The organism is Oribacterium sp. KHPX15 (genome assembly GCF_900107835.1).
Lineage (GTDB): Bacteria > Bacillota > Clostridia > Lachnospirales > Lachnospiraceae > Oribacterium.
The window spans coordinates 175,811-190,690 of the sequence record NZ_FNRG01000002.1; the positions used below are offsets into that span (position 1 = coordinate 175,811).

Below are 14,880 nucleotides of genomic sequence, written 5' to 3' on the forward strand. Positions count from 1 at the left end.
TATGGAAAACGTTAACGATATCATAAATAACGAAGGCCGCAATATCCCTGCTCATATCGCCATTATTCTTGACGGAAACGGAAGATGGGCAGAAAGACGGGGACTTCCCAGAGCCATGGGTCACAAGCAGGGCTGCGAAACTCTTGAAACCATCGTTGCGGATTGTGCACGACTCGGAGTAAAGTATCTGACCGTCTATGGATTTTCAACAGAAAACTGGAAACGTTCAGAGGAAGAGGTAGGAGCCCTGATGAAGCTTTTCCGTTTATATATGGTCAAGCTTATTAAGGTTGCAAATGAGCACAATGTCAAAGCCCGCATGATAGGTGAAAGAAGCCGCTTTGCCCCGGACATCCGGGAGGGCATCGAGAGTCTCGAGAAGGAAACGGCTCAGAACACGGGAATGACTTTTGTCTTTGCGGTAAACTACGGTTCAAGAGACGAAATCGTCCGGGCTGTAAGAAAATATACCCTTGAGGCTCTGAGAGAAGGAAAATCCGAGGAGGAGATAGAAGCTCTGACAGAACAGGCATTTTCCGGTTATCTCGATACAAGCGGGATGCCTGATCCGGATCTCGTCATAAGGACTTCCGGTGAATTCAGGATTTCAAACTACCTTCTTTGGCAGAGTGCCTATGCGGAATATTATATAACTCAGGTTCTCTGGCCCGACTTCAACAAAGAAGAGTTATTGAAGGCCATCGATAACTTCAACAGCCGCGAACGTCGTTTTGGCGGCAGATTAAAAAAATAAATTTTGACTCAGGCTTCTTTTACCAATCGGGTTCGGGCAATGATATTCCCTTACCTGCCCGCGATGCGTCGACAGTTTATTTCGACGCACCTGCGATAGAAAAGAAGCCTGTCTTTGTTGTATAAAGTTCTGCCGTTCTGCATATTGCAGCCTGCGGAACCTTATATGATCAATGGGAATACATATGTCAGCTACAGATAATTTAAAAAAAGATCATAATGAAAAGAAACCCGGTTCCTTCATCACGAGACTTATAAGCGGTATAATTCTGGTTATTCTCGCGGCAATAATAGTGCCCATGGGAGGTCTGCCCCTGTTTCTTCTGACCTTCCTCATTTCCATGATAGGTCTTTTCGAACTGTACAGGGTTTTCGGAATAGAGAAAAGATCACTGGGATTCGTGGGCTACCTTACCACCATAGCTTATTATGTGATAGTTTGGTTTGATTTGGACAAATACTTCACTCTTATGGTGGTATTGAGTCTCATGGCTCTCATGTCTTTTTACGTCATTACTTATCCAACCTATAAGATCACAGCAGTGGCAAAAGCCTTTATGTGCGTCTGCTATGCCGGCATCATGATGAGTTATCTGTATCAGACCCGTGTCATGCCTGACGGAGTGTATCTTGTATGGCTCATTTTTATTGCCAGCTGGGGTTCCGACACCTTTGCTTATTGCACGGGGATGCTCATAGGAAAACACAAAATGACTCCCATACTGAGTCCCAAAAAAACCGTGGAAGGAGCAGTCGGAGGGGTCATAGGAGCAGCGCTCCTTGGTTTTGTTTATGCCACGATCCTTCAGAGCCGTTTTACCTATATCCTTAACCCGGGAGCAACATGTGCCATTGCCTGCGCAATCGGAGCACTCATCTCCATGGTGGGAGACCTCACCGCTTCCGGCATCAAAAGGGATTATGAGGTAAAGGATTACGGTACCCTGATCCCCGGTCACGGAGGTATCATGGACAGATTTGATTCACTGATTTTCACTGCACCTGCAGTTTATTTTGCCTTAACATTTTTAAATATCTGAAAGAGGATTAATGTTTATGAGAAGATTGGTAATACTTGGTTCCACAGGTTCCATAGGAACCCAGACTATCGATGTCATAAATGGTGACCCGGAGATAGTAGTCACAGGTCTCGCTGTTTACGGTTCCATTGATAAATTAAAAGAGCAGGTAGAAGCACTTCATCCTGAAGTAGTCTGCATATATGACGAGAAAAAAGCTGAGACCTTCAAAGGCTTCGGCTTACCTGTGAAGGTTCTTTCCGGAATGGAAGGACTTATCGAGATTGCAACCATGGAAAACTGTGATGAGGTTGTGGTTTCCGTTGTGGGAATGATAGGAATCCAGCCTACCATCGCAGCCCTTAAGGCTCATAAACAGGTTGCTCTCGCCAACAAGGAAACCCTGGTATGCGCAGGGCACATCATCATGCCCCTGGCCGCAGAATGTGGCATAGACATTAAGCCTATAGACTCGGAACACAGCGCCATTTGGCAGTCCCTCACGGGAGAACCTCATGAACGTATAGAACAGATCCTTCTGACTGCTTCAGGCGGTCCTTTCAGAGGCAAAAAGCGGGAGGAACTCAGGGGTAAAACAAAAGAAGATGCCCTTAAGCATCCTAACTGGGCTATGGGAAGAAAGATAACCATAGATTCCTCCACCATGGTAAATAAAGGTCTGGAGGTTTTGGAAGCCCACTGGCTCTTCAATGTTCCTGTCGATATGATAAAGGTTGTTGTACAGCCTCAGTCCATCGTCCATTCAGCTGTTCAGTATGTAGACGGTTCTGTCAAGGCACAGCTTGGTCTTCCGGACATGAGGATTCCCATCGAATATGCCCTTTATGCGCCTGACCGCCGTGCACTCCCGGAGGACCAGAGACTGGATCTGGCAAAATTAGGTCAGCTCACCTTTGAAGATCCGGACATGGATACCTTCAAGGGTCTCGCCCTTGGCTTCCGTGCCGGAAGAACCGGAGGCTCCATGCCGACTGTCTACAATGCAGCCAACGAGGAAGCGGTTGCCATGTTCCTTGAAGACCGGATAGATTTCCTTGAAATAGCCGATGTTATCGAAGAGGCCATGAATGCCCATGAAGCCCACGTAGTGGCTTCTCCCTCTGTGGAAGAGATCCTTTCCATCGAAAAATGGGCAAGAGATTATGTAAAAACCAACTCAAAAATAGTACGCTGACAGGAGATATAAACTTGGGAATAATTGTCGCCCTTTTGGGCTTGAGTTTTTTAATATTTTTCCATGAACTCGGACACTTTCTGGCTGCCAAGCTCTGCCATGTGGGTGTTCTTGAGTTTTCCATAGGCATGGGGCCAAGACTTATAAGCCGGGTAAAAAACAACACCCGTTACTCACTGAAGCTTTTGCCACTCGGCGGAAGCTGTGCCATGCTGGGAGAAGACTCTGCCGGTTCCGGCGATTTTTCTGTGTCTTTCGGGGAAGAACTGCCGGACCGGGAAAATACCGGTGATCCATGGATCGACTATGACGGTGTCCGTTTCAGAAAATCCGAAATCGTTAAATACAGTTTCCAGCAGAAACCTGCCATACAGCGATTTTTCATTTGTATTGCAGGAGTAATGAACAACTTTATACTGGCTGCAGTTTTTGCAGCTGTGATAGTTTTTTTCTGCGGTTTTGATCCTCTGTATATAACCGATACAGTTGAAAATGTCCCTGCTGCAGAAGCAGGTTTCCAACAGGAAGACAATCTCATATATCTCGGCCTTCATGATAAACACCTATCCAGAATGCCCGGATACAGGGATCTTTTCATGTGGATGTATATCAATGCGGAGGACTTTGACGAAAGTACACTCCTTGACGCTGTAGTTCTCCGTAACGGAAAAAAAGAAACCATCACCTTTAAACCCTACTACAATGAAGAGCAAAAGGCCTACAAGCTGGGACTTGCTTTTTACGGGGGAAGGATGCTTGCATCTGACCCTTTGCAGTTCATAAAGTATTCCTACTATGAATTCCGGTATGATCTTACTATCGTAATCCAAAGCCTTAGACTCATCGCAAAAGGAAAAGTACATCGAAATGAGGTTATGGGGCCCGTTGGTACTGTCAGCGTCATAAGCACCACCGTTGAAAAATCCTCGGAATACGGTCTTTTTAATGCCTTTCTGGTTTTCCTGGAACTTTTAAGCATGCTGTCATCAAATCTCGGCATCATGAATCTTTTGCCCATACCAGCCCTTGACGGAGGACGACTGATATTCATTCTTTTCGAAATGATCTCGAGACGCAGGCTTCCTTTTTCCGTCGAGGAGCGCATCAATCAGATCGGCATGGCAGCCTTACTTATGCTGATGCTTGTCATATTGTCAAACGATATCTGGAATATCATTTCCGGAGCCTATGCTTCTATACTTGGAGGTTAATTTAAATGTTACCAAGAGAGAACACTAAAGTTGTAAACATTGGAAACGTAAAGATCGGCGGGAACAATCCCGTTGCGATCCAGTCCATGTGCAATACCAAAACAGAGGATGTAAAGGCCACTGTTGAACAGATACTAAGACTTGAAAAAGCCGGATGCGAGATAATCAGATGCACCGTCCCCACAAATGAGGCAGCACTGGCCCTTAAGGAGATAAAGCAGCAGGTGCATATCCCCATTGTGGCGGATATCCATTTTGATTACAAGATGGCCATAGCTGCCATTGAAAACGGTGCCGACAAGATCCGTATCAATCCGGGAAATATCGGATCAAACGAAAAGATACAGGCTGTTGTTGACTGCGCAAAGGCTCACAACGTCCCCATCCGTGTGGGAGTAAATTCCGGTTCTCTTGAAAAGGATCTCATCGAAAAGTACGGCGGTCATGTCACTGCCGAAGGAATAGTGGAATCTGCACTTCAGAAGGTAAAGCTCATCGAAGATATGGGCTATGACAATCTGGTTATTTCCATTAAGTCCTCGGATGTTCTTATGTGTACAAGAGCTCACGAACTTATTGCTGACAAGACCCGACACCCTCTTCATGTAGGAATTACCGAGGCCGGAACAGTATGGTCCGGAAACATTAAATCTTCAATAGGTCTCGGCATGATATTAGGTCAGGGTATCGGAAATACCATCCGTGTTTCCTTGAGCGCGGATCCTGTGGAAGAGATTAAATCAGCAAAGCTTATTTTAAGGACTCTTGGTCTTCGCACCGGCGGCATCGAAGTTGTTTCCTGCCCGACCTGCGGAAGAACCAACATTGACCTCATAAGCCTTGCAAATGAAGTACAGACTCTTGTGGAGGAGTATGATTATAAAAACCTGAAGGTTGCTGTTATGGGCTGTGTTGTAAACGGTCCCGGAGAAGCGAAGGAAGCCGATATCGGTATCGCCGGGGGAAAAGGTGAAGGTCTCCTTATAAAGAAGGGTGAGATCATCCGTAAAGTGCCGGAGGCAGAGCTTCTTAACACCCTAAGAGAAGAAATAGAGAAGATGTAAAATGATCATCTCGATATGAGCCTTAATGCCTGCTGCCAATTGACAGATATTAAGGTTAGAAATCTAAATTCATAGAATAAAACTCTAAAAAGCAACTATATTCGGGAGAGACATACAATGTCATCCCTTACCGTTTTATATCAGAGAGGGGGCTGTACCGCAGATACCGTGGAATGCGAGGGCGGTGCACCAGAAAATGAAAAAATTTTTCGAAGTATTTGAAACTCTCGAGGTCAGCGATGACCTCGAGGGATTATTTCGTGACACCTTTGTAACCCGTGTCACCATTACAAAAGATCATACACAGATACGAATCTACATCACAAGTCCTCATCTTATAGATAAGAGGACTGTTTTTCGTATGGAAAAACTCATCAAAGACCAGCTTTTCGGTAAAAAGAAAATAGCTGTAAGTATCAAGGAGAATTTCCGTCTCAGCGCACAGTACAATGCCAGAACTCTGTTTGACATGTACCGTGAAAGCATCCTTATAGAACTCAGGAACTTCAACATCATCCTCTATAACATGATGACTACCGGTCAGATTTCCTGGCAGGACGATGACACCATGGATCTCAAGGTGGCAAATTCCCACTTGTACAAAGAGGCCAGCAGGGAACTTCTTCATGCCCTTAAACGTCTTTTTGAAGATCGTTGTTCCATAGCCTTTAACCTTAACATGCTTTATGAAGAAAAGCAGAGTTCCGCATCAAAGGATCCCGGCTATAACTACATTCCTCCGGAGCTTAGGGGAGACACCGATGAGTCAAGACGCCGGAGAGCAGAACTTCAGAAATCAGAAGGCTTCATGAGGGGCTCCGACAGTTTCGCAATTCCTGACAGGGATAGTTCTGCCAATGCCAACGACCGTGATGCAGCTGCTGCAGCTCTGGAAGCTCAAAATGCCCGCATGAGCTTAGACCTCAATATGGCAAACCGGAATTCAGGCTCCAACGGGGGAAATCAGACTCAAAACCAGGGTTCTCAAAATGGCAGCAGTCGTTTCGGCGGAGGCAATACCCAGTTCCAGCGCAAAAAACGCGCCTTTAAGATGTCCGAAAACGCCGAAGTCCTTTACGGAAGATACTTTGAAGGAGAGCCTGTTTCCCTCAAGGATGTGGACGCCGGATCCGGAAACATTATTATGGCAGGAACCATCTTCCTGGTACATGATCCGGTTCATACCAAAACCGGCAAAAATATACTTAAGTTTGACATCACAGATTACACCGATTCCATAACCTGCAAAATATTCGTGGATGACGAAGATATGGAGCTTGCAACCTCATTTATCAAACCGGGAACAGACCTTCTCATAAAGGGTTCTGTTTCCTTTGACTCCTTTGACAAGCAGGTAGAAATGAGCTTTATCGACGGTATCCTCAAGTACCAGATAACCCGCGCCAAAAGAACCGACAGCCATCCGGAAAAGCGCGTGGAGCTCCATCTCCATACAAAAATGTCAGATATGGATGCCGTCTCAGATGTATGTGATTATATCGATACCGCCATTTCCTTCGGAATGAATGCCATGGCCATCACAGATCACGGTGTGGTCCAGGCCTTCCCGGACGCAAGCATTTATCTGAAAAAGATAGGCCGTGATAAAGATTTCAAGATAATTTACGGATGTGAAGGATACCTGGTGGATGATCAGGAGACCATAGTTGTCAATGATAAAGGTCAGGAGCTTTTCCATGACACCGTGGTTTTCGATATCGAGACCACCGGCTTCAGTGCCGAGACCGACCACATTATCGAGATCGGTGCGGTAAAGCTTCACAACAATGAAATCGTGGACCGCATGGATGTTTTCATAAATCCCGGTGTGCCTATTCCGTTCCGTATCACACAGCTCACCTCCATCGACGACTCCATGGTCATGGATGCCGATCCGATAGAAGTGGTGTTGCCTAAATTCCTCGAATGGTGCGGAGACGCGGTTATAGTCGCTCACAATGCCTCCTTCGATACCGGCTTTATAAGCAAAAATGCAAAGCGCCTCGGGCTTTCCTATGACCCTACCATCATTGATACGGTGAGCCTCAGCCGACTGCTGCTTCCTAAACTCAACAGATTCAAACTGGATACTGTTGCCAAGGAGCTTAATGTCTCCCTCGAGCATCATCACCGCGCTGTAGACGATGCGGGATGTACTGCCGAAATCTATATCAAAGAGATAGAAATGGTAAAGCAGCGCGGCTGCACAAGGCTTTCAGACATCGACAAGCTGGAATTTGACCACGCTGCCAATGTCATGAAGCTTCCCACTTACCATATCATCCTTTTGGCTAAAAACGACATCGGACGTATAAACCTGTACCGCCTGGTATCAGAAAGTCACCTTAACTACTTTAAGTCACGGCCCCGTATTCCCAAGTCCTTACTCAGGAAATACAGAGAAGGACTCATTATCGGAAGCGCCTGTGTCATGGGAGAAGTATTCCAGAGCATGATACGCGGAGTGGACGACGCACAGCTGATTGATATAGCATCCTTTTACGATTACCTGGAGATCCAGCCTCTCGGAAACAACAGCTTTATGCTGGGAAACGAAAAGTATACCGCCACTACAGAGCAGGACCTTATAGATTACAACAATAAGATCATATCCATTGCGGACCAGCTGGGAAAACCGGTATGTGCAACCTGTGACTGTCATTACATTAATCCTGAGGATGATATCTACAGGACCATCATTCAGGCAGGACGCGGTTTCGACGAAGAAGAGAGTGATGCCAAGCTTTATTTCCGTTCAACGGACGAAATGCTTCAGGAATTCTCATACCTTGAGCCGCAGAAAGCAAAGGAGATAGTTATTGACAATCCGAATCTCATAGCGGATATGTGTGACATGATAAAGCCGGTGCGTCCCGACAAGTGCCCGCCGGTTATCGAAAACTCTGATGAAACTCTGAGAGAGATCTGTTATGAAACCGCCCATAGAATGTATGGACCGGACCTCCCTCAGATTGTTTCCGACAGACTGGAAAAGGAGCTTAATTCAATCATTTCAAACGGTTACTCCGTTATGTATATTATTGCCCAGAAGCTTGTTGACAAGTCAAACGAGGATGGCTATCTGGTTGGTTCCCGTGGTTCTGTAGGTTCTTCCTTCGCAGCCACCATGTCACATATCACAGAGGTTAACCCTCTGAGCCCGCACTATGTCTGCCCTGAATGCTTCTGGTATGATTTTGATTCACCTGAGGTAAAGCAGTACTCGGGTATGGCAGGCTGCGATATGCCATCGAAGAAGTGTCCGAAGTGTGGAGCCGAGTTAAATCGCTGGGGCTATGATATACCATTTGAGACTTTCCTTGGATTCAAGGGTGACAAGGAACCGGATATCGACCTTAACTTCTCCGGAGAATATCAGGCAAAGGCCCATGCCTACACCGGAGTCATTTTCGGAGAAGGCCACACCTTTAAGGCAGGAACCATCGGTACCCTTGCAGATAAAACAGCCTACGGAATGGTCAAAAAATACTATGAAGAAAAGGGAATTGAAAAACGAACCGCAGAAATAGACCGTCTGGTTCAGGGGTGCGTGGGAGTGCGCCGTACCACCGGTCAGCACCCCGGAGGAATCGTAGTACTTCCTCACGGTGAGGAGATCAATACATTTACACCGGTACAGCATCCGGCTAATGATATGCAATCCCCCATCATCACCACCCATTTCGATTATCATAAAATCGACCATAACCTTTTGAAACTTGATATCCTGGGACACGACGATCCCACCATGATACGTCGTCTCCAGGATCTCATAGGCATCGATCCAGTTAAGGATATCCCCCTTGACTGTAAGGAAGTAATGAGCCTCTTCCAGTCAACGGAAGTCCTCGGCATTAAGCCGGAGGATATTCATGGAGTGAAGCTGGGCTGTCTCGGAATCCCCGAATTCGGTACCTCTTTTGCCATGCAGATGGTTGAGGATACAAAACCGAAGTATTTTTCCGATCTCATCAGGATTTCAGGCCTGTCCCACGGAACGGACGTATACCTCAACAATGCCCAGGATCTCATTAAGGATGGCATAACCACCCTGCAGCAGGCGATCTGCTGTCGAGACGATATCATGGTTTACCTTATGCATAAGGGCATGGATCCGGGAGAATCCTTCAGCATCATGGAGGCCACACGTAAGCATAAGCCTCTTAAGGACGAATGGTGTCAGGACATGCTGGATCATGATGTGCCTCAGTGGTACATTGACGCCTGCAAGAAAATAAAGTACATGTTCCCAAAGGCTCATGCCGCAGCCTACGTAATGATGGCATGGCGTGTTGCCTGGTGTAAGGTATTCCACCCTATAGAGTACTACACAGCCTACTTCAGTATCCGTGCCGATGGCTTCGATTATGACAAGATGTGCGGAGGAATCGATAAACTCAGGTTCTATATCGACCAGTATTTAAACATTCCGAAGCCTACCAACACTGAAGCCGTGTGTCTCCGCGACATGCGTATATGTGAAGAAATGTATGCCCGTGGCATCGAGTTTGCGCCTCTTGACATATATAAAGCAAAGGCAAAGGACTTTACCATCACTCCTGACAAAAAGATCATGCCGAGCTTCACCTCCATGGCGGGTCTCGGTGAAGCCGTTGCCCAGGGCATCGAGGACGGCGGTAAGAGCGGAGTCAGATATCTCAGTAAGGACGACTTTATTAACAGGACACACTGCCCGAAGGGCTTCGTGGAAAAGTTCAGCGAGCTTGGACTTCTGGGAGACATTCCTGAATCGAACCAGATGAGTATTTTTGATCTCATGAACTAAGATAACTTCTATAATTCAGACATTGACTTTTACACTTAAACGCGTTAAAGTGTGTAAGTGCCAAAATATTATTATGAGAAGGGGAAGATGATTATGAAAACAGCAGCATTTATAGGATTTGGCCTCATCGGAGGTTCAATAGCAAAGGGACTCAAGAAAAAGGATCCAACCATGCGTATCATGGCTTACGCAAGAAATAAGTCCAATCTTGAGGTGGCGCAGGAGGAAGGTATCGTAAATGTGGTACTGGATGCTCCTGACAGCGAGAGACTTTCCGAGGCTGACATAGTATTTCTTTGTGCACCGGTGGAAACCAACATTTCTTACATGGAGAACATCGGCAAACTTCTGAAGGACGGTGCGGTTCTTACAGATGTCGGTTCAACCAAAACCGCAGTATGCAATAAAGCTCTTGAGCTTGGACTTCAGGACAAGTTCATCGGCGGACATCCCATGGCAGGATCTGAACAAACCGGCTATAAAGCTGCTACAGATTATCTTTTCTCCAATGCTTACTATATCATCACACCGGTATCAGACCAGAACCCGAGACTTGTGGATACATTGAGAGAGGTGGCAACATCTCTCGGAGCCATCCCCATCATAGTTCCTGCGGACCGTCATGACAGGGCAGTGGCTGCGGTTTCACACCTTCCGCACATCATTGCAAGCTCGCTGGTAAATATCGTAAAGGATTCAGACGATGAATCACATCTTATGAAGACCATCGCAGCCGGCGGTTTCAGAGACATTACCCGTATCGCAAGCTCAAGCCCTGAGATGTGGGAGCAGATCTGTGATACAAACTCTGTGCCCCTTGTGACACTTCTGGACAGCTACATTGAGTCTCTGCAGGATATTTCAACTTCCCTCAAAAAGGAGGTTTCCGACAAGAAGATCCTTCATATGTTTGAGAGTTCCCGTGCCTACAGAAATTCCATTGACTCAAAGAATAAGGGAGCCCTTACACCGGATTACAGCTTCTCGGTTGATATTGCGGATGAGGTAGGTGCCATCTCCACTATATCCGTTATCCTTGCATCCAAGGGTATCTCCATCAAGAACATCGGCATCAACAATGCCCGTGACCATGGTGAAGGCGCCCTCCGCATTTCCTTCTACGAGGAAGAGGCAAAGGAAAAGGCCCTCACAACACTTAAGAGATACATGTATGACATAAGATAATAAGATCTTATCACGACCAGTAGGGACGGTTCTCTTCGGAGAGAACCGTCCCTATTGTATTGGTTTCCTGTTTAGGAAAAGCTTTCAAGTATAGAAAAAAACACCGGGATTATTTTTATTTTTTGCATCATGCTTTTTATTTTCTCTTTAGAATCTTTATACATATTTTCCTATTTTCTTGTATTATGACTTCTTTTTTAGTAAAATATCTACATATCACATACTTCGTATGCATACAGCGGATCCGGGTAACGTGAAAACGGATCGCAGCGCCTGATCACTTGCCTAAGGCAAAATAAATAAGTGACCGGCGTTTGAGAAGACAGGAGGTAAGACTTATGAAGGTATATGACACCGGCAACATACGTAATGTTGTTCTCTTGGGACATGGCGGCGCAGGAAAGACAACTGTAGCCGAGGCGCTTGCTTACGTAACCGGCACAACAAGCCGTATGGGCAGCATCCCTGAGGGCAACACAGTTTCAGATTTTGACAAAGAGGAAATAAAGAGAAAGTTTTCAATCTCCACATCAACAATCCCTGTAGAATACAAGGGCGAGAGCGGAGATTTAAAGATCAATATACTCGACACTCCGGGCTACTTCGATTTCGTGGGCGAAGTAGAGGAGGCTATCTCCGTTGCCGACGCAGCTATCATTGTTGTCAACTGCAAGGCCGGTATCGAACCGGGCACTGTAAAGGCATGGGATATATGCGAGAAGTTCCGCATTCCACGTCTTTTCTTCGTAACCAACATGGACGATGATCATGCATCATTCCGTCAGCTGGTTCTCGATCTTGAGAAACGTTTCGGCAGATCTGTCGCACCTTTCCAGATTCCAATCAGAGAAAATGAAAAATTCGTAGGTTTCGTTAACGTAGTTAAGATGGAAGGACGTAAGTTCACCAAGCTTAACCAGTATGAAGCTGCAGAGATTCCTGACTATGTTCAGAAGAACCTCGGTATCGCAAGAAATGCTCTTCTTGAGGCGGTTGCAGAAACATCTGACGAGTTCATGGAGAAGTATTTTGGCGGAGAAGAGTTCACAGTAGAAGAGATTCAGGCAGCTCTCAGAAAGAGTGTAAGAACCTGTGAAATGGTTCCTGTTCTTATGGGTTCAGGTATCAACATCCAGGGCTTCAATGTCCTCCTTCAGGTTATCGACAAGTATTTCCCGGCTCCCAATGAGTTCGAGACAGTCGGTGTAGACGCATCCAACGGCGAACGTTTCACAGCTAAATACAATTCCGATGCAACACTTACTGCAAAGGTTTGGAAGACCATCGCAGATCCTTTCATGGGCAAATATTCACTCCTTAAGGTCTGCACAGGAACCCTTACACCTAACACCGAAGTTTACAATGTAAACAAGGAACAGATGGAGAAGATCGGTAAGATCTACATCCTCCGCGGAAAAGAGAATATCGAAGTTGATGAGCTCAAGGCCGGAGATATCGGTGCAGTAGCAAAGCTTACAGTTACCGGAACCGGTGATACCATGGCTGACAGAAATGCACCTATCGTTTATCACGGACCTCAGATTTCCAAGCCATACACCTATAAGGCATACCGTGCCGAGAACAAGACTGATGAAGATAAGCTTTCAACAGCTCTTGCACGTATGATGGATGAAGACAAGACCCTTAAGGCTGTTGCTGATCCGGGCAACCGTCAGTCACTGCTTTACGGTATCGGCGATCAGCAGCTTGAAGTTGTTGCTTCCATGATCAAGGAGCGTTTCAATGTAAACATTATCCTTGAAAAGCCAAGATTTGCTTATAAGGAGACCATCAAGAAGGTTGCCAAGGTTCAGGGCAGATATAAGAAGCAGTCCGGCGGACACGGTCAGTTTGGTGATGTTATCATGCAGTTCGAGCCCTCAGGCGATCTTGAGACACCTTACATCTTCGAGGAGAAGGTATTCGGCGGAGCAGTTCCTAAGAACTATTTCCCTGCTGTTGAAAAGGGTATTCAGGAAGGAACCGAGAAGGGACCTCTTGCAGGCTATCCTGTAGTTGGTATCAAGGCAACACTCCTTGACGGTTCATACCATCCTGTAGATTCTTCCGATATGGCGTTCAAGACAGCTGCCAACATGGCATTTAAGGATGCCTTCATGAAGTGCCAGCCTGTTATCCTTGAGCCTATCGCTGCAGTAAAGATTACTGTTCCCGATGCCAATACCGGTGACATCATGGGCGATATGACAAAGCGCCGAGGAAGAGTACTTGGTATGGAGTCCATCGGACAGGGCAAGCAGGTTATCCAGGCTGAAGCTCCTATGTCAAGTCTCTACGGCTACAGTACAGATCTTCGCTCAATGACCGGTGGTGCCGGCGACTATGAGTACGAATTCGTAAGATACGAGCAGGCTCCGGGTGATGTTCAGAAGCAGATCGTTGACGAGAACGCAGCTGAGGCAGAGAAGTAAAATATAGTATGATTCAGAGCCGGAGGGCATCCATTATAATCAGGGCGCCCTCCGGCTCTTGCTTGCCTATACACTTGACTCGAATCATCACGCATATTAGAATATGCTAGTGTTCGGCTAATTCTGTTTTTATCAGAATTTCCTTCAGAATGCATTATTACGAAAGGATTCATTTAAGGAATATAATGGTTAAGATTGCAATAGATTGTATGGGCGGAGACAACGCGCCTTCTGCCATTGTCAAGGGTGCTCTTAAGTCTTTAAGTGTTACTCCGGATACAAAGCTTTTTCTTTTCGGTCCGGAAGCTGCAGTAAAGTCTGAGCTTTCCCACGCAAAGGAATGGGGTATCAGTGAGTCAGACCTTAAAGAGAGGGTGGAGATAGTCGATGCTCCGGATGTCATCTCTCTTCACGAGGCTCCGGTCATCGCCATACGAAGAAAAAAAGAGTCCAGTATCGTTAAGGCTCTTCATTTTGTAAAAGAGGGTAATGCTGATGCCTTTATATCAGCCGGTTCCAGCGGAGCCGTGCTTGCAGGCGGTCAGCTCATAGTAGGCCGCGCGAAGGGTGTTCCCCGTCCTCCGTTTGGAGCCCTCATCCCTACAAAAAACGGTGTAAGCCTGCTTCTGGACAGTGGTGCCAACATCGACGCCAAACCGGAATGGCTTGTCCAGTATGCAAAGATGGGCACCATTTATATGAAGGAAGTTGTGGGTATAAAGAATCCTACCGTAGGTCTCGTAAATGTTGGTGCAGAAGAAGAAAAGGGAAATCAGCTGGTCAAAGAAACCATGCCTCTTCTTAAGGCCGTTGAGGATATAAACTTTATAGGTTCCTGTGAGGCGAGAGAGATTCCTTTCGGGGCCTGTGATGTCATCATATGCGATGCATTTGTAGGAAACTGTATCCTTAAGACCTATGAGGGATCCGGAAAAATGCTCCTCGGAGAGATAAAGAGTGCCATAAAGTCCGGCTTCATCTCAATGATCGGAGGAATCCTCATTAAAAAAGCACTTAAGGATACCCTTGGAAAATTTGACGCAAAGCAATACGGCGGCGCTCCGGTTCTCGGTTTAAAGGGGCTCGTTGTAAAGGTTCACGGAAATACAGACGGCATCGAAATCACTCATGCAGTTCAACAGTGCTTCGACTTCGTTAAATCAGATGCGGTAAATAAGATCGCAGCAAGTATCGAATCCGGTAATACAGAGCCGGATCAGCAGGAGGTATAAAAA

General features: G+C 46.3%; 9 protein-coding genes. All 9 read left to right on the forward strand.

The features are described from left to right. The first annotated feature begins 1 nt into the window (after position 1). Positions 2-754, forward strand: a complete 753-nt coding sequence (locus BLV86_RS02140; RefSeq protein WP_031552959.1) for an isoprenyl transferase — start codon at positions 2-4, stop codon at positions 752-754. A gap of 184 nt (positions 755-938) precedes the next feature. Then, a complete protein-coding gene (locus BLV86_RS02145; RefSeq protein WP_044916870.1) occupies positions 939-1,793 on the forward strand; it encodes a phosphatidate cytidylyltransferase in 855 nt (284 codons plus the stop codon). A gap of 16 nt (positions 1,794-1,809) precedes the next feature. Beyond that, the gene (locus tag BLV86_RS02150; RefSeq protein WP_090815020.1) at positions 1,810-2,967 is read left to right on the forward strand and encodes a 1-deoxy-D-xylulose-5-phosphate reductoisomerase; all 1,158 of its coding nucleotides are present in this window, start codon (positions 1,810-1,812) and stop codon (positions 2,965-2,967) included. Positions 2,968-2,981: 14 nt separating this feature from the next. Beyond that, complete coding sequence (locus BLV86_RS02155) at positions 2,982-4,178, forward strand: M50 family metallopeptidase (protein WP_090814968.1); 1,197 nt, start codon at positions 2,982-2,984, stop codon at positions 4,176-4,178. A 5-nt stretch (positions 4,179-4,183) separates the two neighbouring features. After that, the gene (gene ispG / locus BLV86_RS02160) at positions 4,184-5,242 is read left to right on the forward strand and encodes a flavodoxin-dependent (E)-4-hydroxy-3-methylbut-2-enyl-diphosphate synthase (RefSeq protein ID WP_090814969.1); all 1,059 of its coding nucleotides are present in this window, start codon (positions 4,184-4,186) and stop codon (positions 5,240-5,242) included. A gap of 196 nt (positions 5,243-5,438) precedes the next feature. Beyond that, positions 5,439-10,028 (forward strand): PolC-type DNA polymerase III, encoded by a 4,590-nt coding sequence (locus BLV86_RS02165; protein ID WP_090814970.1) that lies wholly within the window; start codon positions 5,439-5,441, stop codon positions 10,026-10,028. An 87-nt stretch (positions 10,029-10,115) separates the two neighbouring features. After that, positions 10,116-11,213: a prephenate dehydrogenase gene (locus BLV86_RS02170; RefSeq protein ID WP_031552974.1), complete on the forward strand. Its 1,098-nt coding sequence runs from the start codon at positions 10,116-10,118 to the stop codon at positions 11,211-11,213. A 338-nt stretch (positions 11,214-11,551) separates the two neighbouring features. Further along, a complete protein-coding gene (locus BLV86_RS02175) occupies positions 11,552-13,645 on the forward strand; it encodes an elongation factor G (protein ID WP_031552977.1) in 2,094 nt (697 codons plus the stop codon). Between the two features lie 185 nt (positions 13,646-13,830). Further along, a complete protein-coding gene (gene plsX / locus BLV86_RS02180; protein ID WP_044916872.1) occupies positions 13,831-14,877 on the forward strand; it encodes a phosphate acyltransferase PlsX in 1,047 nt (348 codons plus the stop codon). The last annotated feature ends 3 nt before the right edge of the window (positions 14,878-14,880 follow it).